Origin of the sequence: Parafrankia colletiae (assembly GCF_001854655.1) — a bacterium.
Classification (GTDB): domain Bacteria; phylum Actinomycetota; class Actinomycetes; order Frankiales; family Frankiaceae; genus Parafrankia; species Parafrankia colletiae.
The window spans coordinates 138,216-161,449 of the sequence record NZ_MBLM01000025.1; the positions used below are offsets into that span (position 1 = coordinate 138,216).

The 23,234-nt window shown below is 72.4% G+C and carries 17 protein-coding genes; 15 read left to right on the top strand and 2 right to left on the bottom strand.

Translation table 11 applies throughout. From position 1 onward, the window contains the following. Positions 1-160: 160 nt before the first annotated feature. The 15 genes from CC117_RS04915 (at position 161) to CC117_RS04985 (ending at position 21,208) form a co-directional block, all read left to right on the top strand. Entirely contained in the window at positions 161-2,569 is a 2,409-nt protein-coding gene (locus CC117_RS04915) for a phosphoketolase family protein (RefSeq protein WP_071082555.1), read from the top strand. A 13-nt stretch (positions 2,570-2,582) separates the two neighbouring features. Then, on the top strand, positions 2,583-3,773 hold the full coding sequence (locus CC117_RS04920; protein ID WP_071082556.1) for an acetate/propionate family kinase: 1,191 nt from the start codon (positions 2,583-2,585) through the stop codon (positions 3,771-3,773). Between the two features lie 146 nt (positions 3,774-3,919). Further along, a complete protein-coding gene (locus CC117_RS04925; RefSeq protein ID WP_071082557.1) occupies positions 3,920-5,599 on the top strand; it encodes a hypothetical protein in 1,680 nt (559 codons plus the stop codon). Positions 5,600-6,063: 464 nt separating this feature from the next. Further along, on the top strand, positions 6,064-7,089 hold the full coding sequence (gene dapA / locus CC117_RS04930; protein ID WP_071082558.1) for a 4-hydroxy-tetrahydrodipicolinate synthase: 1,026 nt from the start codon (positions 6,064-6,066) through the stop codon (positions 7,087-7,089). After that, the gene (locus tag CC117_RS04935) at positions 7,086-8,771 is read left to right on the top strand and encodes a ribonuclease J (protein ID WP_071082559.1); all 1,686 of its coding nucleotides are present in this window, start codon (positions 7,086-7,088) and stop codon (positions 8,769-8,771) included. Before dapA ends, CC117_RS04935 begins: the two co-directional genes overlap by 4 nt. 195 nt (positions 8,772-8,966) lie before the next feature. Continuing rightward, entirely contained in the window at positions 8,967-11,759 is a 2,793-nt protein-coding gene (locus CC117_RS04940) for a DNA translocase FtsK (protein ID WP_071082633.1), read from the top strand. Between the two features lie 191 nt (positions 11,760-11,950). Continuing rightward, positions 11,951-12,955 (top strand): helix-turn-helix domain-containing protein, encoded by a 1,005-nt coding sequence (locus tag CC117_RS04945; RefSeq protein ID WP_407673472.1) that lies wholly within the window; start codon positions 11,951-11,953, stop codon positions 12,953-12,955. A 69-nt stretch (positions 12,956-13,024) separates the two neighbouring features. After that, a complete protein-coding gene (locus CC117_RS04950; RefSeq protein WP_071082560.1) occupies positions 13,025-14,707 on the top strand; it encodes a MiaB/RimO family radical SAM methylthiotransferase in 1,683 nt (560 codons plus the stop codon). Continuing rightward, positions 14,704-15,417 (top strand): CDP-alcohol phosphatidyltransferase family protein, encoded by a 714-nt coding sequence (locus CC117_RS04955; protein ID WP_071082561.1) that lies wholly within the window; start codon positions 14,704-14,706, stop codon positions 15,415-15,417. The genes CC117_RS04950 and CC117_RS04955 overlap by 4 nt, the downstream gene beginning before the upstream one ends. A 53-nt stretch (positions 15,418-15,470) precedes the next feature. Next, a complete protein-coding gene (locus CC117_RS04960; RefSeq protein ID WP_071082562.1) occupies positions 15,471-16,799 on the top strand; it encodes a competence/damage-inducible protein A in 1,329 nt (442 codons plus the stop codon). A 186-nt stretch (positions 16,800-16,985) separates the two neighbouring features. Next, the gene (locus CC117_RS04965; RefSeq protein ID WP_018640674.1) at positions 16,986-17,306 is read left to right on the top strand and encodes a helix-turn-helix domain-containing protein; all 321 of its coding nucleotides are present in this window, start codon (positions 16,986-16,988) and stop codon (positions 17,304-17,306) included. A 155-nt stretch (positions 17,307-17,461) separates the two neighbouring features. Next, on the top strand, positions 17,462-17,929 hold the full coding sequence (locus tag CC117_RS04970) for a Dps family protein (protein ID WP_018640675.1): 468 nt from the start codon (positions 17,462-17,464) through the stop codon (positions 17,927-17,929). Positions 17,930-18,069: 140 nt separating this feature from the next. Next, on the top strand, positions 18,070-18,984 hold the full coding sequence (locus CC117_RS04975; RefSeq protein WP_071082563.1) for a PspA/IM30 family protein: 915 nt from the start codon (positions 18,070-18,072) through the stop codon (positions 18,982-18,984). A gap of 499 nt (positions 18,985-19,483) precedes the next feature. Further along, positions 19,484-20,221, top strand: coding sequence for a phage shock envelope stress response protein PspM (gene pspM, locus CC117_RS04980; protein ID WP_241829844.1), 738 nt, complete (start codon positions 19,484-19,486; stop codon positions 20,219-20,221). Between the two features lie 411 nt (positions 20,222-20,632). Next, the gene (locus CC117_RS04985; protein ID WP_071082565.1) at positions 20,633-21,208 is read left to right on the top strand and encodes an RNA polymerase sigma factor; all 576 of its coding nucleotides are present in this window, start codon (positions 20,633-20,635) and stop codon (positions 21,206-21,208) included. Positions 21,209-21,224: 16 nt separating this feature from the next. Here the strand turns inward: CC117_RS04985 and CC117_RS04990 are convergent, their stop codons facing one another. Then, positions 21,225-21,794, bottom strand: coding sequence for a hypothetical protein (locus tag CC117_RS04990; protein ID WP_241829845.1), 570 nt, complete (start codon positions 21,792-21,794; stop codon positions 21,225-21,227). Positions 21,795-21,840: 46 nt separating this feature from the next. Continuing rightward, positions 21,841-23,223, bottom strand: coding sequence for an MFS transporter (locus tag CC117_RS04995; protein ID WP_071082635.1), 1,383 nt, complete (start codon positions 23,221-23,223; stop codon positions 21,841-21,843). Positions 23,224-23,234 lie beyond the last annotated feature (11 nt).

Here is a 23,234-nt window from a genome sequence, read left to right on the forward strand (position 1 = left end):
GCCGACATTCGCCTCGCCGGTGCGCGGGCGGAGATAACCAGGTTCGTCCTCACAATGGATCAGTGTTCGGTCAGGAGCGCGCGGCACGATGATGGGGTCGAGCGGTGGGACGAGCGCGCGGGCAACGGCGCCGGAGCGGGCCGGGCAGGGGAGGGCAGGCATGGTCGACGTTGCCGAGATCRGCGCGGGGTCCGAGGTGGCGACACCGAAGCCGCTGCCGGCCGACGAACTGCGCCTGCTCGACGCCTACTGGCGGGCCGCCAACTACCTGGCCGTGGGGCAGATCTACCTGCTGGACAACCCGCTGCTGGCCGAGCCGCTGCGGGCCGAGCACATCAAGCCGCGCCTGCTGGGCCACTGGGGCACCACGCCCGGTCTGAACCTGATCTACACCCACCTCAACCGGGTCATCCGTCACCACGACCTGGACGCGATCTACGTGATCGGCCCGGGCCACGGCGGGCCGGCCATCGTGGCGAACACCTACCTCGAGGGCACCTACAGCGAGACCTACCCGTCCATCACCCAGGACCTGGCCGGGATGCGCCGGCTGTTCCGCCAGTTCTCCTTCCCGGGCGGGATCCCCAGCCATGTCGCCCCGGAGGTGCCCGGCTCCATCCACGAGGGCGGTGAGCTCGGCTACGCCCTCACCCACGCCTACGGGGCCGCGTTCGACAACCCGCACCTGCTGGTGGCCGCGGTCGTCGGCGACGGTGAGGCCGAGACGGGGCCGCTCGCGGCGAGCTGGCACTCGAACAAGTTTCTCGACCCCGTCCGTGACGGGGTGGTGCTGCCGATCCTGCACCTCAACGGATACAAGATCGCCCAGCCGACTGTCCTGGCCCGGATCCCGGAGACCGAGCTCGACGCGCTGATGCGCGGCTACGGCTACGAGCCGCTGTACGTGACCGGGGATGACCCGGCCGAGGTCCACCAGCAGTTCGCCCACGTGCTCGACACCGCGATCGCGCGGATCCACGGCATCCAGGACCGGGCGCGCCGGCTCGGTGATCCGTCCCGCCCGGCCTGGCCGATGATCATCCTGCGTACGCCGAAGGGCTGGACGGGCCCGGCGACCGTGGACGGCAAGCCGGTCGAGGGGAACTGGCGCTCCCATCAGGTTCCGCTTTCCGATCCGAAGAACGACACGGCGCACCTCGCCCAGCTCGAGGCCTGGCTGCGCAGCTATCGGCCCTGGGAGCTGTTCGAGGCCGACGGGCGGCTCCGGCCGGAACTCGCGGCACTGGCGCCGGTGGGCACCCGCCGGATGAGCGCCAACCCGCACGCCAACGGCGGCGAGCTGCTGCGCGACCTGACCCTGCCCGACTTCCGCGACTACGCCGTCGACATCCCGTCGCCAGGGATCGGCTGGAGCGAGGCGACACGGGTCCTCGGTGGCTTCCTGCGTGACGTCATGCGCGCCAACCCGAACACGTTCCGGGTCATGGGGCCGGACGAGACCGCGTCGAACCGGCTGGGCGCGCTGTTCGAGACCACCGCGCGCGCCTGGAACGCGGAGGTCGTCCCGACCGACGAGGATCTCGCGCCCGACGGCCGGGTGATGGAGGTGCTCTCCGAGCACCTGTGCCAGGGCTGGCTGGAGGGGTATCTGCTCACCGGCCGGCACGGGTTCTTCTCCTGCTACGAGGCGTTCATCCACATCGTCGACTCGATGGTGAACCAGCACGCCAAGTGGTTGAAGACGACGCTGAACATCCCCTGGCGCCGGCCGATCGCGTCGCTGAACTACCTGCTCACGAGCCACGTCTGGCGCCAGGACCACAACGGTTTCTCGCACCAGGACCCGGGCTTCATCGACCATGTGGTCAACAAGAAGRCAGAGATCATCCGCGTCTATCTGCCGCCGGACGCGAACACGCTGCTCTCGGTCGCCGACCACTGCCTGCGCAGCCGGCACTACATCAACGTGATCGTCGCCGGCAAGCAGTCAGCCCTGAACTACCTGCCGATGCCGGACGCGATCGCCCACTGCACCCGCGGGCTGGGTATCTGGGACTGGGCGAGCAACGACCACACCGAGYACGGCGACGGCAATCCGGACGTCGTGATGGCCTGCGCCGGCGACATCCCGACCCTGGAGACGCTGGCCGCGGTCGACATCCTGCGCCAGCACTTCCCGGACCTGAAGGTCCGGGTCGTCAACGTCGTCGACCTGATGTGCCTGCAGGACGAGGCAGAGCATCCGCACGGCATCTCCGACGCCCGGTTCGACGCGCTGTTCACCGAGGACCGGCCGGTCATCTTCGCCTACCACGGCTATCCGTGGCTGATCCACCGGCTCACCTACCGCCGCCGCAACCACAACAACCTGCATGTGCGGGGCTACATCGAGGAGGGCACGACCACCACGCCCTTCGACATGGTGATGATGAACAACCTCGACCGGTTCCACCTGGTCGTGGATGTGATCGACCGGGTGGAGAGCCTGGGCGCGCGGGCCGCGCACGTCCGGCAGCGGATGGTCGACGCGCGCCTCGCCGCCCGCGCCTACACCCGTGACCACGGAGTGGACGACCCACGCATCCGCGACTGGGTCTGGCCGTACTGAGAGCGGATCCAGAATGACCAGGGCCACGGACCGGGCGGGCGCCGCGACGGCGGGAGCGCCGTCCGCCCCCGCGTCGGCGGCGTCTCCCGACGGGCCGGGGAACGTCCTGGTTGTCAACGCGGGGTCGTCCAGCGTGAAACTGCGCCTGCTGGCCCCGGATGACCAGGTGCTGGCCGCACACGACCTGCGGGCTGCCGCCGGCCGGCCGGACCCCGACGAGCTGGAGCAGGCGGTCGAGGAGCTCGCACACGCCGGTGAGGTCGCGATCACCGGTCACCGGGTCGTGCACGGCGGATCGGTCTTCACCGACCCCGTCCTGGTCGACGACGAGGTGGAGGGGCAGCTACGGGCGCTCGTCCCGTTGGCGCCGCTGCACCAGCCCGCGGCGCTGGCCGCGCTCGCCGACGTGTCGGCGGCGCTCCCCGGGGTGCCGCGGGTTGCCTGCTTCGACACCGCGTTCCACGCGCGGATGCCACCCGAGGCCTTCACCTACGCGGTGCCGGCGCGCTGGCGGGAGGAGTACGGGGTGCGCCGCTACGGCTTCCACGGCCTGTCCCATGCCTATGCCTCGCGCCGTGCCGCCGAGCTGACCGGCGCCCGCCGGGTGGTCACCGCTCACCTGGGCTCGGGCGCCTCGCTGGCCGCCGTCCGCGACGGTGTGAGCGTCGACACGACCATGGGCTTCACCCCGCTGGAAGGCATGGTGATGGCCACCCGGTCCGGGACGGTGGACCCTGGCCTGCTGCTGTGGCTGCAGACCGAGCAGGGGATGTCCGCCGAGGAGCTCACCGACGCCCTGTTCCACCGCAGTGGCATGACCGGCCTGGTCGGCTCGGCGGACATGCGGGCCGTGCTCGACGGAGCCCGGCGTCCGGGCAGCCCGGAGGCGCTGGGCCTTGCCGTGTACCTGCACCGGCTGCGCGCGGAGACGGCCGCGATGGCCGCCGCCCTCGGCGGGATGGACGCGCTGGTCCTCACCGGCGGGGTGGGTGAGCGCGCGGCCCCGGTGCGGTCCGGCGCGGCGGCCGGTCTCGGCTTCCTGGGAGTCGAGATCGACGAGGCGCGCAGCGACTCCTACCAGCGCGGAGACCTGGAGATCAGCGTTCCCGGCGCACCCGTGCGCACCCTGGTCATCGAGGCTCGCGAGGACATCGAGATCGCCCGCGCCGCACGTGCCTACCTCCCGGCCCGCGCCGGAGGGTAGCGGCCTTCCGCCGTAAGGAGCGGCATCCGATCCGTGAGGATGCTGCTACTCTGCCCGGATGTGACGCGGCATCTGTATGGATCTGACCGGTTTCGGCCGCCGGTGCCCGTGGTCTGCGCGGCCGCCGCGGGGCTGGGGTAACGCGCGTGGCGTCAGGAAACGGGGGCGCGACCGGCGGTGCCGGAGGTCCGGGCGGGCCCGGCGGTGGATGGCCCGGCAGTGGGTGGCCCGGCGGGCGGCTCCGGCGCTGGAGCCGGCGGGACGACGCCGACAGCGCACCGGTCCTCGACCTCACCGACGTCGACGAGGTCACCACCATGCTGCTGGCCCCGCCGGCCGAGTACCAGGGGCTGCGTCGCCGGGTCGTCGACCAGTTCACGATCGTCAGCGCCAACCGCTGCCAGCTCGCCCGGTCCGTCAACTGGGGTCCGCTGGACGGGCTGCTGACCAGCATCGTTCCGGGCACCGGCCGCCTCGACACAGCCGGTCGGCTGCCGCCCGAGGTGTGCCTGCTGCTCCCGGTCTCCACCTTGCCGAAGCGGGCGCTGGTCGGTTTCGACCTCGTCGGCCCGAGCGGCTCGGACGCGCACCTGATGCCGTACGGAACGTCGGTCGCGATCCAGGGCAACCTGATCGCGCTGCTCGCCGAGGCCGCCGGCTGCCCGCTGCCGGGGCCGGCCCGCCGGGTCGTGGACGCGATCTCCCGCTTCCGGCCAGGCCGGCTCACCGGCAACATGCCGCGGCTGAGGCCCCGGCCGGGCCGTCCGCTCAGCCTCGACGCGGTGCGCACCTACCTCGAGCGCGAGGCGGACCTGGCGGTGCCCGCGGCGACCCTGCGGTCCTGGCACGCGCTGCTCGAACCGGCCCAGATCGCGCTGGGCGAGGCGCTCGCCGAGCCGTTCGACCCGCTGAGCAGCGCGGACACCCTGCTGCTCGCGGTCGGTGAACTGTGGCGGGACCCGGACGTCCCGACCCCGCTGGAGATCGGGCACATCGGCTACTACCTGCGCGAGTTCACCGGCTGGGTGGACGAGCTGAGCCTGGTGGGCGAGACCGCGACACCGGTGCTGAGYACGGTCGCCGAGTACGGGCGGCGCTGGGAGGCACTCGCCGCCGTCACCACGGACCCCTACCGGCCGTGTCTGATCAAGATGAAGGAGGAGCGCCGGACGGCGCTCGCCCGCCGGTGCCCGGTACGGGACGACGACGCAACGCTACGCCGGCGGTGGCTGATGCCGGTCGCCCTGGTGGACATCGACCCTGGCGGTCCGGGCAGCTACCACGTCAGCATCGGCACCGACGACTCCAGCATCGAACTGAGCACTCCGATCACGGTCGACCTGGAGCATCGGCGGATCGCCCGGACCTATGTGGAGGACGTCCACCAGAACCGCGAGGTGTATRCGTTCTACAGCACCGACGCGCGGCGGGCGGYGCGGGCGAAGCTGGTCGTCGGCCTGAGCGTCTCGCCGGATGTCGGCCGGGTCGCCGCCGCGATCATGATCCTCATGGTGCTCACCGTGGCGCTGTCGGCGCTGCCGTTCGAGCTCGGCGCCGACGCGGTCGCGGTGGTGGCGGTGCCGTCGTCGTTCGCCGCGACGGTGCTGCTCACCCGCGAGCGGTCGAGCCTGGCGGCCTGGGTGCTGGGCCCGGCGAAGCAGGCGCTGCTCGCGTTGCTGGTCGCGCTGGCGGTGCTGTCCGGGCTGCGCGCGCTGGGCTGGCACCGGCCGCCGGACGAGCCGGTCACGTCGATCACTCCCGGGGCGGGCGGGCAGCCCCAGGCTGGGCCGACACCCCTGACTGCTGTGGCCGCACTGTGGCCTTAGCGGACCATCAGGCCTGCTGGCAGGGGCGGGACGCCTCCCGCGCCGGCGAACAGCGACCGCCGCCGGGGCCGTGGCGGTACCCTGAACCCACTGTCGTGCGAGACGGGACGGTGAGCATGCCGAAAAACTACGGCGCGGGGGTCGCTGGCGGCGCGGCGCGCGTGGGTGGCCTGCGGTCGTTCGTCCGTCTCGGCCGTCGTGAGCTGTGGATGCGGCTTGACCGGAACATGATCGCCGGGGGCCGTCGAGAGCCCGCAGGGCGTCCGCCCGCGGGTCCGTCGGGGCCGTCGGGGCTGGTGTCAGGGTCCTGAAAGCCGCTTGGAAGTAGTTCTTCGTTCCCTGCCCGGCCCGCCGGTGCCGCGGACGCCCGGACGAGACGGTCCGGTCGTTCCGCCGGCACGCCGCGGAACTACGGGTGCGTGGTGGGGGATGCCGACTCCGCCGGTCGGTGACCGTCGGAGGAGATGTCGGAGGTGCCCGCTAGCGTGGCAGGTATGTCAGCATTGCCCCCGGCCCCGTTCGGGCGGATGATCACGGCGATGATCACGCCGTTCACCACGGACGGCGGGCTCGATGTCCCGGGCGCCGCGGCGCTCGCGGAGCACCTCGTCGACGCCGGGAACGAGGCGCTGGTCGTCAACGGCACGACCGGGGAGTCCCCGACCACCTCCGACGCGGAGAAGGACACGTTGCTGCGCGTGGTCCGCGAGGCGGTCGGTGGCCGGGCGCGTGTCATCGCCGGTGTCGGCACGAACGACACCCGGCACACGCTGGAACTGGCCGGCGCGGCCGAGAAGGCGGGCGCCGACGGCCTGCTGGTCGTCGCTCCGTACTACAACAAGCCCCCGCAGGCCGGGCTGCTCGCGCACTTCCGGGCCGTCGCGGACGCGACGTGCCTACCTGTCATGATCTACGATATTCCTGGCAGGTCCGGGGTGCCCGTCACGACGGAGACGCTTCTGCAGCTGGCCGACCACCCGCGCATCGTCGCGGTGAAGGACGCCAAGGACGATCTTTCCGCGTCGTCATGGGTGCTGGCCAACTCGGGCCTCGCCTACTACTCGGGCACGGACGTGCTCAATCTTCCGCTGCTGTCCGTTGGTGCGTGTGGTGTGGTCAGTGTTGTCGGTCACCTGGCCGCCCCCGCCATCCGGGCGATGATCGAGGCCTTCGGGGCCGGTGAGGTGGGTCGGGCGATCACGCTACACAAGGGCTTGCTGCCCGCATACGAGGGAGTTTTCCGCACTCAGGGTGTGATCACGACGAAGGCGGCACTGGCGATGGCCGGCCTGCCGGCGGGGCCGGTCCGTGCCCCACTGGTCGACGCCACCGAGGCCGAGCGCGCGCGGCTGCGCGCCGACCTCGCCGCGGCCGTCCTGGAGCCCGCTGCGGGTGGGTCGGCGGCGGCGCCGTCAGGGTCCGCCCCCGCGGGACCAGACGCCGCGAGACCGGGCACCGCCGCGGCTGCCGCCGGGACGGCGGCTTCATGACGCACCCGCACCCCGAACTGGGGCCACCGCCGCCGCTGCGTGCCGACGGCCTGCGGATCATCCCGCTGGGCGGGCTCGGTGAGATCGGCCGGAACATGACCGTGTTCGAGCACGCCGGCCGGCTGCTCATCGTGGACTGCGGCGTCCTGTTCCCGGAGACCGACCAGCCCGGCGTCGACCTGATCCTGCCCGACTTCACCGCCATCCGCGACCGCTTGCACGACATCGAGGCGGTCATCCTGACCCACGCCCACGAGGACCACATCGGGGCGGTTCCCTACCTTCTGCGTGAACGCCGCGACATCCCGCTGATCGGCACCAGGCTGACCCTCGCGCTCATGGTCGCGAAGCTCGCCGAGCACCGCATCAAGCCGGTGACGATGCAGATCCGCGAGGAGGAGCACCATACGTTCGGGCCGTTCGAGTGCGAGTTCCTCGCGGTGAACCACTCGATTCCGGACGCGGTGGCGGTCGCCATCCGCACCGATGCGGGCCTGGTCCTGCACACCGGTGACTTCAAGATGGACCAGCTCCCGCTCGACGGGCGACTGACCGACCTGGGTGGCTTCGCCCGCCTCGGCCGGGAGGGCGTCGACCTGCTGATGTCGGACTCCACCAACGCCGAGGTGCCCGGCTTCGTGGCCTCGGAGCGGCAGATCGCACCCGTGCTCGACAAGGTCTTCCGCGAAGCCGACCGGCGCATCGTCGTGGCCTGCTTCGCCAGCCACGTCCACCGGGTGCAACAGGTTCTCGACGCCGCGGAGACGCACGGCAGATCCGTCTGCTTCGTCGGTCGTTCCATGGTCCGCAACATGGGCGTCGCCCGTGACCTGGGCCTGCTGCGCGTTCCGCCTGGTCTGGTGATCGACAGCCGGGACGTCGACTCCCTGCCGGACCGCAACATCTGCCTGGTCTCGACCGGCTCCCAGGGCGAGCCGCTGTCGGCGCTGTCCCGAATGGCCAACCGGGACCACGCGATCCGGATCGAGGAGGGCGACACGGTCGTCCTCGCCTCCAGCCTGATCCCCGGCAACGAGACCGCGATCTACCGGGTGATCAACGGTCTGACCCGGTGGGGCGCGAAGGTCGTCCACAAGGGCGTGGCGATGGTGCACACCTCCGGGCACGCCCCGGCCGGCGAGCTGCTGTACGTGCTGAACGCGACGCGGCCGTCGAACATGATGCCGGTGCACGGCGAGTGGCGGCATCTGCGTGCCCACGGTGCCCTGGCGGAGGCGACCGGCGTCCCGCCGGACCGCGTGATCCTCGCCGAGGACGGCATGGTCATCGACCTGATCGACGGCCAGGCCAGCATCACCGGCGCGGTGCCGTGCGGCATGGTCTTCGTCGACGGTCTCGCCGTCGGAGACGTCGGAGAGTCCAGCCTGAAGGACAGGCGGATCCTCGGCGAGGAGGGCTTCATCACGATTACGGTCGTGGTGGACGCCGCCGCAGGGAAGGTCGTCGTCGGCCCGGACCTGTCGGCCCGCGGCTTCTCCGACGTCAAGAGTGCCTTCGACGAGGTCCAGAACCGGCTCGCCGACGCCCTGAACGACGCGATGCGCTCGGGGATGACCGACACGAACGCGCTGCAGCAGCTCGTCCGGCGCACGGTCGGCCGATGGGTGAACGAGCGTTACCGGCGCCGTCCCATGATCCTCCCGGTCGTCCTGGAAGTCTGAGAGCGGTCCGCGGATCTGCTCCGAAAGCCCTGGGCCAATCTCTGGCCCGGGGCTTTCTCCCTTTGCCGTGTGACATGCCGTGTGACATGCCGAGTGGCCCGCTCAGGCGGGTCAGAATGCCGTGGACACCGTCATGGCACGCCCGGATAGTCTGGGTTGCAGCGACTCGCGTCGCTTCCCGGGTACCTTCTCCGCGTGGCCACACGCACGTCCGGCGCCCGTACGCAGGCGCAGACCAAACCACGAGCGGCCACGGCGCGGTCCGGTGCGGGCGGCTCCGGGCGGGCTCCCGCGCGCAGGCAGCCCGCGGCTCCCACCCGTGGCGCCGCGACCCGCGGCGCGAGCGCGCGCCGGCGGTCAGAGCCGCCGAAGCCGCCGATCCAGCTGCTGATCGCGCAGATCGCCGTCAAGGCGGTCTACCACGCGTGGATGGCCGCGGCCGGGCTGCTCGGCAGCGCGCTGCGCCGGTTCGGCCGCAACACGCGGGATCTGCGGATCCATGCCGACCACCGGCGCGACGGCCTGGGGCTCGCCGCCTTCGGCGCCGCGATCCTGCTCGGCGCGGCTCTGTGGGGTGGCGCCGGCGGCCCGGCCGGGGGCTTCGTCGCGGCGGCGATCGAGCTGTTCGTCGGGGCCGGGGCGCTGGCCGTCCCGCTGTTCTGCCTCGGAGCGTCCTGGCGGCTCGTCCGGTCGCCGTCGGACCCGGAAAGCCGCGGGCGGGTGGTCATCGGCTGGGCCGCTGTCGCGCTGGGCATCCTGGGCGTGCTGCACATCGCGCGTGGCGAGCCGGACCTCGCCCAGGGCGTCGACAGGATACGCACGGCCGGGGGCCTGCTCGGGCTGCTCGGCGGCGCGCCGCTGGCGAGCGCGGTGACCGCCTATGTGGCCGTCCCGCTGCTGCTGATCATGTCGCTCTTCGGGTTCCTGGTGGTGACCGCGACACCGATCCGCCAGGTGCCGGAGAAGCTCCGCGAGTTCGCCGAGCGGCTCACCGTCCCGATCCGCGAGCCGGGTGGCTACGCCGGCGAGGACGACGAGTTCGACGACTACGAGTCGGGTGCGGACGTGGACGGCGCCGTCCACGAGGACACCGCGCTCGACGAGCTGCTCGACGAGGAGCCGCCGCGGTCGCGACGCCGGCGCGGTGCCTCCCGGTCCCCGCGCGAGGGCGTGTACGACGTGGACGCCGGCGGCGCGGGCGCGGAGGCGGGTGCGGGTGCGGGGCGCGGGCGGTCCGCTGCCGGCCGTTCGCGCCCTCCCGCGCCAGCGGATGACGGCACCGACCCGGCCGACCTGTTCGCCGACGTCGCGGGCCTGGCGGACGGGGAGGACAGCGAGGACGTCATCGGCCTCGTTGCCGGCGAGAACGGCGCGGCCGGCCCGGCAGCGCGGCGCCAGCGCGCCCGCGCGGCGGCCGGCGCGCCCGCCGCCGCAGCCGCGGTCGCGGTCGCGGGGTCCGACCTGGCCGGCGACCCACCGCCTGGTCCGGACGAGATCGAGTACCTTGTCCCGCCGACGGACGGCGCCTACCGGCTGCCGTCGCCGACGCTGCTGCGGTCGGGGACCCCGCCGAAGGTTCGCTCGGCGGCCACTGACGGTGTCATCGCCTCGCTGACCGACGTGTTCACGCAGTTCAAGGTGGACGCGAAGGTCACCGGCTTCACCCGGGGGCCGACGGTGACCCGGTACGAGGTGGAGCTGGGCTCGGCGGTGAAGGTCGAGCGCATCACCCAGCTCGGGAAGAACATCGCCTACGCCGTCAAGAGCCCGGACGTGCGGATCATCAGCCCGATCCCGGGCAAGAGCGCCGTGGGTATCGAGATCCCGAACACCGACCGCGAACTGGTGTCTCTCGGTGACGTCCTGCGTAGCGGGGAGGCGACGGGAAACCCGCATCCGCTGCTGGTGGGCCTCGGCAAGGACATCGAGGGCGGCTATGTGCTGGCCAACCTCGCGAAAATGCCGCACATCCTCATCGCGGGCGCGACCGGAGCGGGAAAATCGACCTGTATCAACACGCTCATCACCAGCGTGCTGGCGCGGGCCACCCCGGATCAGGTCCGCATGGTCCTGGTCGACCCGAAACGGGTCGAGCTGACGAGCTACCAGGGCATCCCCCATCTCATCACGCCGATCATCACCAATCCCAAGAAAGCGGCGGACGCGCTGCAGTGGGTGGTGAAGGAGATGGAGAACCGGTACGAGGATCTCGCCGCCGCCGGGGTCCGCCACGTCGACGACTTCAACCGCAAGGTCCGCAACGGCGAGATCGTGGCCCCGCCCGGGTCGGAACGGGTCTACGTGCCCTACCCGTACATCCTCACGATCGTCGACGAGCTGGCCGACCTGATGATGGTCGCGCCGCGTGACGTCGAGGACGCGATCACCCGGATCACGGCGATGGCCCGTGCGGTCGGCATCCACCTCGTGCTGGCGACCCAGCGGCCCTCCGTCGACGTCGTCACCGGTCTGATCAAGGCCAACGTGCCGTCCCGGCTGGCGTTTGCGACAGCGTCGCTGGCGGACAGYCGGACAATCCTCGACCAGGCGGGCGCGGAGAAGCTGGTCGGGCTCGGCGACGCGCTCTTCCTGCCGATGGGCGCGAGCAAGCCGGCCCGTATCCAGGGCGCGTTCGTCTCCGAGGACGAGATCTCCGCGATCGTCGATCACACGAAGGAGCAGGCGCAGCCCACCTTCGTGCCGGATGTCTTCGACGGCGGCGGCGAGGCACGCAAGGAGATCGACGAGGAGATCGGCGACGACATGGCGCTGTTCCTCCAGGCGGTCGAGCTCGTCGTGAGCACCCACTTCGGCTCGACGTCGATGTTGCAGCGCAAGCTGCGCGTCGGGTTCGCCAAGGCCGGCCGACTGATGGACCTGATGGAGAGCCGCGGCATAGTCGGGCCGAGCGAGGGCTCCAAGGCGCGGGACGTGCTGGTGATGCCGGACGAGCTGGAGGGACTTCTCACGACGCTCCGCAGCGGATAAGAAAGTCTGGACAGGTCCGTTGCCGGCTGTCGGACGTCGGCGGGCAACCGTAATATCGGCAGGCGCCGCTACGGCGCCAGCGGGATAACGGGTGCGGAGGTTCGCTCATGCAATCCGCGGACGAACCTGCGGCCCCTCGGTCGGGTGCCGCAGAGCCGGATGCGACGGAGCCGGATGCGACTGAGCTGGCTGTGACTGAGCCGGGCACACCGGAGCCGGGCACACCGGAGCGGGATGTCCCGATGCAGGGCGCCCCGGCCCCAGGTGCGTCCGGTGCCCCGCGTGCCTCCGGTGACCCGGATGCGGGCGGGTCACCGCAGCTGAGCCCGGACCTGCCGCTCCCCGGCCCGGTGGCCCCGGACTCGGTCGGGCAGACGCTCGTGGCGGCGCGTCACGCCGCGGGTCTCACCGTCGAGGACGTCAGCGACCGGACGAGGATCCGTGCGGCGCTGATCGGGCAGATCGAGCGCAACGACTTCAGTAACTGCGGTGGTGCCGTATACGCGCGCGGGCACCTGCGGACCATCGCGACCACGCTCGGCCTGGACCCGGTGCCGCTGCTCGCCGCCTACGACGCCGGCCACGAACGGGTTCCGTCCCCGGTTGTGGTCGCCTCGCCGGAGTTCGACCCGCTGCACGGCGGCGGCGGTGGCGGCGGCGGGCGACGGCGGGGTGGGTTCCGCTGGGCCCCCGCGATGATCGTGTCGCTGGTGGTGGTCTGCCTGTTCGCACTTGTCGCCCTGCTGCTGCCGTCCGGCGGTGACGGCGAGGACACGGTCGCCCAGCGTCCGAGCGCGCCGCCGAGCACCGCCCCCGTCGCCGCCCCGCCCACGCCGTCGCCGGCCCCGGCCACCTCCCAGCCGCCTGGCGTGAACGTCCGGGTCGAGGCCCGCGATGCGCAGAGCTGGCTGGAGGTGCGCGACGAGGGCGGGGAGCTCTTCCAGCTGCTCCTCGAGCAGGGTGACAGCCGCGAGGTGTCGTCCGAGGGCACGCTGGAGATCAAGATGGGTAACGCGGGTGCGGTGGATCTCTCGTGCAACGGGCGGAATCTCGGCCCGGCCGGGGCGCCGGGCCAGGTGGTCACCGTCCGGCTGACGCTCGCCGCGTCCGGTGGCGGCTGCACCATGGGCGATGACCAGGCGACCGGCCTGGCCGCGCCGAACCTGCGCTCACCGGCCGGTCGGCCGGGCCGCTGACCGGTCGGCACGCCGGCTCCGGCCGGGCCGTCGGCACGTCCGCCAGGCCTGTCCCGGTAGCCTGGGTCCGTGTCCCCTCGTCCGACCCGCCGGGTAGCTGTCGTCACACTCGGCTGTTCACGTAACGAGGTGGATTCGGAGGAGCTCGCCGCCCGGCTCGCCGGCGACGGCTGGGAGCTCGTCGACGACGCCGCCGACGCCGACGCGGTACTGGTGAACACCTGCGGTTTCGTCGAGGCGGCGAAGAAGGACTCGATCGACGCCCTGCTCGCGGCGGACTCCCTGCGCGAGCCCGACGGGGCAGCCGAGCCCGGCGGGCCGGCGGGCGGTCCGCGGGCGGTGGTCGCCGTCGGTTGCATGGCGGAGCGGTACGGCCGGGATCTGGCCGAGAGCCTGCCGGAGGCGGACGCGGTTCTCGGCTTCGACGCCTACCCGGCGATCTCGGCCCATCTCGACGCGGTCCTCGCCGGTGAGCGGCCGTCCGCGCACACCCCGCGGGACCGGCGCGCGCTGCTGCCGATCACGCCGGTCGAGCGGGCGGGCGCCGCGGGTGCTGCGCACGCCCCCCATCTGCCCGGCCACATCCAGCTGCCGCCCGCGGAGGCGGTCTCGGCGGCGCGGGCCGAGCCGGTGGGCGCGAGTGGTGCCGGCCGGCGGCGGCTCACCGCCGGTCCCGTCGTTCCGGTCAAGCTGTCGAGCGGGTGTGACCGGCGCTGTGCGTTCTGCGCCATCCCGTCGTTCCGCGGGTCGCACGTCTCCCGCCCCCCGGAGCAGGTGCTGGCCGAGGCCGAGTGGCTGGCCGGGCAGGGTGCGCGGGAGCTCGTGCTGGTCAGCGAGAACTCGACGTCCTACGGCAAGGACCTCGGTGACCTGCGGGCGCTGGAGAAGCTGCTGCCCCGGCTCGCTGCGGTCCCCGGCATCGTGCGTGTCCGGACGGTGTACCTCCAGCCGGCGGAGCTGCGCCCGTCACTGCTGGAGGCGCTGCTGACGACGCCAGGGCTGGCGCCGTACCTCGACCTCTCGTTCCAGCACGCCAGCCCGGCCGTGCTGCGCCGGATGCGCCGTTTCGGCGGCACCGACGATTTCCTCGACCTCCTGCGGCGGGGCCGCACCATGCTGGGTGACCTCGGCGCGCGCTCGAACGTCATCGTCGGCTTCCCCGGCGAGACCGAGGAGGACGTCGAGATCCTCATGGACTTCCTCGAACGCGCCGACCTGGATGCTGTCGGCGTGTTCGGCTACTCCGACGAGGAGGGGACCGAGGCGGCCGGGATGGACGGCCACCTGGACCCCGACGAGATCGAGCGCCGCCGCGTCGACGTCACCAACCTCGTCGAGCAGCTGACGGAGGCCCGCGCCGAGCGCCGCGTCGGCACCACGGTGGAGGTACTGGTCGAAGAGGTGGCCGGCGGGCTGGTGTTCGGCTGCGCAGGCCACCAGCAGGCCGACGCCGACGGTGCGTGCACCGTGCGGCTCCCCGCGGGCGGGGTGGCCGGCGGGGTCGCCGTCGGCGATCTCGTCACAGCCCGGGTGGTGGCGGCCGAGGGTGTCGATCTCGTCGCCGAGTTCGCCGACGTCCTCGACCGGGCCAGCGTCGCGCCGCCTGGCACCGCTGCCACCACCAGCACCAGCACCGGTGCCACTGGTGCTGGTGCTGGTGGTGGTGGTCATACCGGTGCCGTCGCGGCGGAGCCCGTCCCGCGGTCACGTGATCTGGCAGGCGTGGTGGGCCGGCTCCCGGATCCGGCGTGACCGGACCGGGCGCGGGCACATCATCCGGCGACGCCGCCGCGTGGGCAGAGCAGGCCGCTCTCGCCAGTGCCGGTCCGCCGCGGGCGGATCCCGCGCCCGCTGCCGGGCCGGTGCCGCACCGCGCGGAGCCGAAGCCCCCGCTGCTCAACATCGCCAACGCCCTCACGATCATGAGGCTGGCGCTGGTACCGGTGTTCATCGCCTTCCTCTTCGCCGGCCCGGACACCGACGGCTGGCGCTACGCGGCCTTCGCCGCCTACGCGATAGCCGCCGTCACCGACCAGATCGACGGCACGGTCGCTCGTCGACGCGGGTTGATCACCGACTTCGGGATCCTCGTCGACCCCATCGCGGACAAGGCCCTCACCGGCGCCGCCCTCGTCTCCCTGTCGCTGCTGGACGAGCTGCCCTGGGCGGTCACGGTCGTCGTCGCTGTCCGTGAGATCGGCGTGACCCTGCTGCGGCTGTGGGTGATCCGGTTCGGCGTGATCGCCGCCAGCCGTGGGGGAAAGGCGAAGACACTGCTGCTCAACATCTCGCTGGGCCTCTATGTGCTCCCGCTCGACGGCATCGCCGCGACGGGGCGGGCAGCCATCCTCGGCTGCGGTGTCGTCGTCGCGGTCGTGACCGGGGCGGACTACGTCTACCGGGCCCTGGCACTGCGCCGTCAGGCCGGAGCCGCGCCCGTGCAGAGCACCACCGGTGGGTGAGCTGGTCCGAGGGGTGGACGGGCCCGCCGTCGGGCCCGGAACGGGGGAGACCGATGCGCGCTGAGCTGCTGGCCGTGGGGGACGAGCTTCTCTACGGCGACATCGTGAACGGCAACGCGGCCTGGCTGGGCGGTCAGCTCGCCGACGTCGGCGTGCAGGTGGCGACGTCCAGCGTGGTCGGAGATGTGATCTCCGACATCGCGTCCGCGATCACCCTGGCGCTGGGACGCGCCGACGCCGTCGTTCTCACCGGCGGGCTCGGCCCGACCCAGGACGACCTGACCCGCGAGGGCATCGCCCAGGCAGCCGGTGTGGGGCTGCGCCGCGACGAGGCCGAGGAGACGAACCTGCGCCGCAGGTTCACCGAGATGGGACGGAACCGGGCCGCCACCGGCAGCCGCGGCGTGCCGGAGATGAACTTTCGCCAGGCCGACCTGCCGGTGGGCGCGCAGGCCCTGCCCAACGGGCCCGGAACGGCTCCCGGCATCCGGATGGAGATCGGTGTCGGCGTGGTCTACGCCATGCCCGGGGTCCCGTACGAGATGAAGGACATGTTCACCCGCAGCGTGCTGCCGGACATCCTGCGGCGGGCCGGCGAGCCGGCTGTCGTCGTGCACCGCGTTCTGCGCACGGCGGGCATGTGGGAGTCGGCGGTCGCCGAGGCGCTCGCCGACGAGGTCACCAGGCTGGAGCCGGTCGGGAATCCGCGGATCGCGTTCCTCGCCAGCGGTGGCCAGACCAGGGTGCGGATCACTGCCCGGGCGGCTGACCGGGCCGCTGCCGACGAGCTCATCGCTCCGGTCGAGGCTGCCGCCCGCCTCGCGCTCGGCCCCGGCCTGTACGGCACCGACGAGGACTCCCTGGAGAAGGTCGTCCTGGAACTGCTCGGCGCCCGGGGTGCGACCCTTGCTGTCGCCGAGTCGCTGACCGGCGGCCTGCTGGCCGGCCGGCTGACGGACGTCCCCGGTGCCAGCGCGGTCTTCCGCGGCGGAATCGTCGCCTACGCCACCGACGTGAAGGACTCCGCGCTCGGCGTCGACCCGAAGATCCTCGCGACCGACGGCGCGGTGTCGGACGCCACCGCCGAGGCGATGGCGGCGGGGGTCCGGGACCGGCTCGGGGCCACATACGGGCTGGCGACGACAGGCGTCGCCGGTCCGGACGAGCAGGAGGGCAAGCCGGCCGGCACGCTGCACGTGGGCCTCGCCGGCCCGGACGGCTCGGCTGCGCGCTCGCTGCGGCTGCCCGGCGACAGGCGCCGCGTCCGCGAGATCGCCGTCGTTCAGGCCCTGGACGTCCTGCGGCGCGTTCTGGCCGGTCTCACGGCGCTGGACGGTTCCAGGGGTAGGCCCGCACCGGGGGCACGCACCGACTCGCGCTGACGGGCCGAGGCGCCGGTCATGCCCCGGTCGTGCGCCGATCATGCCCCGGTGGCCTGGGGGTGCCGCCGATCTCGGAATGTCGCGGCCTGGGGGTGCTTACAGCGTTACAGTCCCGTCAACGACGCCCCGGAAGGGGGCTCGGCGGGTATACGGTGAACCCAGCCCGTGGACGAAGGAGGAGGCTCGATGGTCCTGCTCCGACGCGTGATCGGCGAGGCGTTGCGCCGCCGCCGACAGGATCAGCACCGGACACTGCGGGAGGTGTCGTCGGCGGCCAGAGTGTCGCTCGGCTACCTCTCCGAGGTGGAACGCGGCCAGAAGGAGGCGAGTTCAGAACTGCTCGCGTCCATCTGCGACGCGCTGGGAGTACGCCTGGCGGATCTCCTTCGCGAGGTCAGCGGTGACCTGGAGCTCGCCGAGCTGGCCGTGGGCGCGCCGACACCGGTCGGTGCCGCCTCGGCGGTGGTCGTGCCGGCTCGTCCGGCGGTGGTCAACCGGGCTGCCTAGCCCTGCTGCTGAACGGCCGGGCTGACCGCTGAAAGGCTGCAGGCCGCCAGCTGCCGCGCGGCCCGGGCGCCGTCCCGGTCCCGCCGCCGGAGTACGGATCTCCCCTGCGGGCACGTTTTTCTCTGGACGTGCCCGAGCACTCAGAGGGGATCATTATGAGCGCTATCCGCAGTCCGCTTTCCGACGAGGCGCGCGCAGTCGCCGGTGAGGCGCTTCAGGGCGCCGTCGTCGACCTCATCGATCTGTCGCTCCTGAGCAAGCAGCTGCACTGGAACGTCATCGGCCGCAACTTCCGCAACGTGCACCGTCAGCTCGACGACGTGGTGACGCTCGCGCGCCGCTACACGGACATGGCCGCCGAGCGCGCCGTGGCGATCGGCGTCAACCCCGACGGGCAGACGACGACGGTCGCCAGGGGCAGCCACCTGCACGGCGTCGAGGCGGGGTACATCGGTGACGAGAAGGCCATCCGGCTGATCACCGACGTCCTCGCCAGCCTGATCACCAGGATGCGTACCCGGATGGACCTGACCGCCGAGCCGGACCCGGTCACCCAGGACCTGTTCATCGACGCGATCCGCGACCTCGAGGAACAGCACTGGATGTTCCAGGCCATGGTCTAGGAACCCCGGGTCCTGGCACGGGCCCGTCGGGTGCTGACGGGGCGGAGCCGTCCGCGACCCGACAGGTCGCGGCGGCATGCCGTCGGATCCGTGACAGTTGTCGACTCTCCGGATCGTGGCGGGCGTGCGACGATCGAGCAATGGCAAATGTCGTCCGCAAGGCCTTCCGCTACCTGTCAAAGCGGGCCGAGGTCGCGTTCGAGGAGAAGGCCAGGCCGGAGATCCAGCTGGAGCAGGCCATCGACGACGCGCGGGGCCAGCACGAGAAGCTCGTCTCCCAGGCCGCGCTTGTCGTGGGCAACCAGCGACAGATCGAGATGAAGCTCGCCCGCCAGATCGAGGAGGTCACCAACCTCACCGACGCGGCCCGCTCGGCGCTCACACTCGCCGACAGCGGCCGCGCGGCCGGCGACCTGGCCGCGGCGGCCCGGTACGAGCAGACCGCGCAGGCGTTCGCGGGCCGGCTGATCGCGGCCGAGGCGGCGCTGGAGGACCTCAAACTGCTCCACCAGCAGGCCGCGGAGTCCGCCGCCCAGGCGCGGACGGCGGTCGAGGACAACACGATGCGTGTGCAACGCCTGTTGGCCGAGCGAACCCGTCTGCTCACCCAGATCGAGCACGCCGCCATGCACGAGCAGATGGGCCGGGTCATGGAGCAGATGACCTCGCTCCCGCCGGCCAGTGACACGCCGACGCTCGCCGACGTGCGTGACAAGATCGAGAAGCGTTACGCCGTGGCGCGCGGGCGGCAGGAGCTGGCGTCCCAGGGTCTGGAGGCGCAGATGCTCGAGGTCCGGCGTGCCACCATGGACGCGCAGGCCCTCGGCCGTCTGGCGGAGCTCCGCGGCAGCATGCAGCCCGGCGCACCTGGTGCGCCCGGTGCCCAGGCCGCGGCGGGAGCGGGCAATGTTCCCCGAATCGGGCCCGGCGCGGTCGGCGGCACCGGCGACCGGCCTCCGTCGTTGGAGAAGACACCGGGCGACCCGGAGGCACCGCCGGATGAGGGCCTGACGAGGCCGGCACCCGGTCCGCAGGGCACCCCGCCGTCGTACTGAGTGCCGTCCTACTGAAATGGCAGGTCGGTCGATGGCCATCCGCGGCGTGGGCTTTCGGCGCGGGCCTGGTTCGGACGAGCACTGATGCCGGGAGGCTACTGATGCCGGGAGGCTGCTGATGACCGAGGCGGCTGATGGCCTGGAAGCGGCCGGCGGCCCGGACGCGATCGCCTCCGACGTGCGACGGTCCAGCCCGACGCCTTCTCCCTCGCAGGTTACTGCGCCGTCTCCCGCGGTACCGACGCCCGCTGCTCCACTTCCGCCGACAGCCCCGTCGCCGTCTGCCGCGCCGGCTTCACCGTCGCCCTCGGCCGCGCCGTCGTCGCATTACCGGGGATATTCCGAGCCATCGGTCACGCTCAATTACTCAGGTTCGACCGGGCGTGTTCCGGGAGGCTCGGAAGTGTCGTCGGGCGGCCGTAAGCGAAGAAGTTCTTTTCACTTTCCCGGACTGGCTGACAGGGGCCGTGGACTCGGCCGCCCGGACGTGGCGGCGGCGATGGCCGCCGGCCTGCCGGACTGGCTTCGCGCCGACATCGAGCGCCGCTCGTTCGAGAATGCCGAACGTCGGTTCAGCCGGCCGTTCCGGCGGGCCAGGCAGCGTGCGCTGCTTTCCGCCCAGGCCTGGGCGGCGGCAGCAGCGGCGTCTCCTGTCGTGGCCGCCGTCGGCGATGAATGGGGCTGGCTCGCGTTCGGTGCGGCGGCTCTCGCCCGCGCCGGACTGTCTTTTCGCGAATACCGGACGTCTCCGGAGAGCGGGCTGCCGGCACCGTCCGTCCCCCCGTTGCGGGCGCTGGAGCTCAGGCGGTCGGCGGCGGCGCGGCCGTTGCGGCGAGGAGAGGCCGGGCTGGCCRCTGCCGCCGCGTTGCTCTGCTCGGTGGAGGCGCGCCCCGGCACGACCCAGGTCCAGACCGCGATGGTGACCGCCGCTCGCCTGGTGGACGGGCTGCGGATGACCGCCCGGAGAGTACTGGCCTGCGAGTCCGCAATGCGGGCGGTGTCGGACCCCGCCCGCCGGGCGGATATCCGGGCGACGTCCGCCCGCCTGCTGGCGGCCATGGAGCAGGCTGCGGACCTGCTCGACGAGCTGCTGACCGCCGCGACGGAGATCGTCGTGACCGTCACCACGCCGACGGCCGAGCTCACCGGGCTCGCGGACGAGGTCGAACGCCTGCGCACCTACGCTGATGGGCTATCCGAACTGCTCGGATTCGCGGGCCCGGGCCGTCCGGCCTGATCCGAAACAATCCTCTCAGCTGTCACCCTGGATTAACTTCCCGCCGGCGCCGGCCGGCGTCATCCGCAGGCGCCTCGTGCCGGTAGTGCCTGACTGGCAGCGACTTTCGCCTTCTGGTGCAGGACAAAAGTCATTCTCTTATCTGCACAGTGACTTCGCAGTTATTTTATTTTCACCGATCTGGTGTACACCCGGGTTGGCACCAAGGGGTGGGATGTAGGTTTGAAGATGTGACCGGAGTTATGGCGCAGACGCGAGGATTGCCTTAATGTCCCAGATGTCCGATCGGCGATTGTGGCGTCGGGTGACGAAGGGGAGCGTCGTCCACGTTTTCATCGCCGCCGTGCGATGGCCAGACCGGCAGTCCCGGACGTCCGGATGGCATGACGCAGCCAGGCAGGTGGAAGTGCCATGACGCAAATCAATGGGGACGCTATCGAATCCCCGAGCCCGCAGCCTGCCCGGCAGGCACCTGATGAGACGGCTTCGCTCTCGGCCGTCGACCAGCCGTTCAGCGGCGATCGGTGGTCGCTGGTGTTGCCGCACCGTGAGCGCCTGGTGCACATCGCCCGCCGGCGGCTGCCCAGCACCGCCGATGCGGAGGACTGCGCCCAGGAGGCGCTCGTCCGCGCGGCGGGGTTCCGCAACCTCGACAGCCACCGGGTCGGTCAGTTCCTGACCACGACCGTGCTCCGGCTGTGTGTCGACCATCACCGCGCGCGGATGCGTGCGGACCGCGCCATGGCCCGCAGCGTCGCGGCGCCCAGCGACCCCGGCCCCGAGGACTCGACGTGTGACCGCGCGGAGGCGCTCTGGCTGCTTGACCAGACCCGTCGCCTCCGTGGCCGGGAGCGCCAGATCATGATGGCCCGCGCGGCTGGCCGAACCACCCGCCAGGCGGCTGATGATCTGTCGATCAGCGTGAAGGCCGCCGAGGGAGCGTTCACTCGCGGTCGGGCCCGGCTGCTGGCCGCGAGCCGGGTGTGAGCCCCGGCCGGCCGGATCAGTTCTCCGGCCGGCCGGCCAGCAGGCCCGGAACCGGGCCCGGCTGGCAGGTCGGGCACCATGCGGTGACCCGGCCGTTCTGCCTGCCGGCGTCGAGGGTGACGCCGGCCGGATCCCCGGCGTCAGCTGGGCGCCGGTAGCTGTCCTGCCTGGCGCCTGTGCGCCGGCCCTGGTCACGCCGGACGTCGTTGCGCGGGCCCCGCCCACCGAGCCCGCCCGCACGTTCCGGCGATCCGCGCCCCGGTGAACTCTGGGTGGACCTCCGCTGCTCCAGCCGGCGGACAAGCGTGCCGCAGCGCCGACACGGCCTGCCCGCGCGCCCGTACACCCAATGCTGTTCGCCTGGGCGGGCGGACCCGGTGGTTACCTGGTGTCCGCCCCGCGCCCCGGCCGTGACCATCGCCTGGGCGCGGCGGACCAGGCCGGGCAGATCCGCCACCTCACCGACCGGCGTCCACGGGCTCACCCCGGCGAGGAAGCACGCCTCCGTCCGCCAGACGTTTCCCAGCCCGGCGAGCGCGGCATCGAGCCGGCGCGCCGTCAGCCAGACCGTGTCACCTTCGGGCATCCACCGATGGTGCTCCGCCGCCGGCCGGACGTCAGCTTCGATCAGCTCAGCCCGACACGGCGGGGAACACACGGGCGGGGGCACGGCGGGCGACCACCGCGCCCAGCACAGCCACGGCCGCGGCCAGCGGGAACACGACCGCGAGGCCGGCGTCCGGCGTGCCGCTCGCGGCCTCGCTGGCCGCTACGGCGACCCCGCCCAGGCCGGTCCCGAACACGGTGCCCAGGTTGTCGGACAAGGTCACCGACGTCGACGCCGTGCCGTGACGCTCCGGTGGTGTCTCGGCCAGGACCAGCGTGACGATCGGCGAGTAGGCCAGGCCGATCCCGAATCCGGCAGCCGCCCAGCAGGCGATGGCGACCCCGAGCGGGACCGGGTCGACCAGCACCAGGGCGAAACCGGCGGTGCCCCCGGCGACGAGGAGCAGACCGAAGCGGATCAGATCCCGGCCGGGGACCCGGCCGGCCAGGCGGGCCTGCATCCATGAGCCGCTCGTCCAGGTCACCGTCGCGGCTGTCACGGCCACGCTGGCCATGGTGGTCGACTCGTCCCGGCCCGCGGTGACGGCGAGCGGGACGAAGGTGTCGGCGCCGAAGAACGCGAAGGTCAGGAGTCCGCGAGCGGCGACCGCCGCGGCGAGGCCGCGGCGTGCCCGCAGGGTGCCCTCGGGCAGCAGGGTCCGTAGCGGGCGGTAGGCGAGACAGGCCCCGGCCACGATCGCCGCCAGCCCGAACGGGGACCGGCTGGTCAGGCCCGCCAGCATCAGGCCGGCGCCGACGCTGACGCGCAGCGCGGCGACGAGCCGCCCGGAGGCGGCACCGACGTCCACGGTGGTCGGTGGCCCGAGCCGGGCCAGCGCCCGCACTGTCAGCGCTCCGGACACCAGGACCAGCGGCACCAGGCCCCCGAAGACCCAGCGCCACCCGGCGTGCTCCGCCACGAGCGCGGCCGCCACCGGGCCGACCAGCCCGGGAACGACCCAGGCGGTGGATGTCACGGCGAACATCCGCGGCCGCTGCGACTCCGGGTAGGCCCGGCCGATCGTCGCGTAGAGCACGGCGGGCACGGCACCGCCGCCGAGCCCCTGCAGGATCCGGCCGGCCACCAGGACTTCCATCGACGGGGACACCGCGGCTACCGCGAGACCCGCTCCGAACAGCGACAGCCCGACGGTGAACGGGCGGACTGCTCCGACCCGGTCCGTCTCCGCGCCGGCGATCACCACACCGAGCAGGAGGCCCAGGAAGAACCCGCTGGTGGTCCAGCCGTACAGAGACAGCCCGGACAGGTCCTCGGCGACGTCGGGCAGCACGGTGATGACAGCCATCGCCTCGAACGCGATCAGCGTCACGGTGCTGACGAGCCCGAGAGTGAGCCCGCGTAGCCGCGGGTCCCACGGCGTCGCCTCGCGGGCGTCTCCGGACGGCATCGGCTCCTGGT

Bases quoted from the DNA above. Each gene is read 5' to 3' on its own strand.
- CC117_RS04920 (WP_071082556.1), top strand. From the start codon at position 2,583: ATGACCAGGGCCACGGACCGGGCGGGCGCCGCGACGGCGGGAGCGCCG.
- dapA (WP_071082558.1), top strand. From the start codon at position 6,064: ATGTCGGAGGTGCCCGCTAGCGTGGCAGGTATGTCAGCATTGCCCCCG.
- CC117_RS04935 (WP_071082559.1), top strand. From the start codon at position 7,086: ATGACGCACCCGCACCCCGAACTGGGGCCACCGCCGCCGCTGCGTGCC.
- CC117_RS04960 (WP_071082562.1), top strand. From the start codon at position 15,471: ATGCGCGCTGAGCTGCTGGCCGTGGGGGACGAGCTTCTCTACGGCGAC.
- CC117_RS04965 (WP_018640674.1), top strand. From the start codon at position 16,986: ATGGTCCTGCTCCGACGCGTGATCGGCGAGGCGTTGCGCCGCCGCCGA.
- CC117_RS04970 (WP_018640675.1), top strand. From the start codon at position 17,462: ATGAGCGCTATCCGCAGTCCGCTTTCCGACGAGGCGCGCGCAGTCGCC.
- CC117_RS04975 (WP_071082563.1), top strand. From the start codon at position 18,070: ATGGCAAATGTCGTCCGCAAGGCCTTCCGCTACCTGTCAAAGCGGGCC.
- CC117_RS04985 (WP_071082565.1), top strand. From the start codon at position 20,633: ATGACGCAAATCAATGGGGACGCTATCGAATCCCCGAGCCCGCAGCCT.
- CC117_RS04990 (WP_241829845.1), bottom strand. From the start codon at position 21,794: ATGCCCGAAGGTGACACGGTCTGGCTGACGGCGCGCCGGCTCGATGCC.
- CC117_RS04995 (WP_071082635.1), bottom strand. From the start codon at position 23,223: ATGCCGTCCGGAGACGCCCGCGAGGCGACGCCGTGGGACCCGCGGCTA.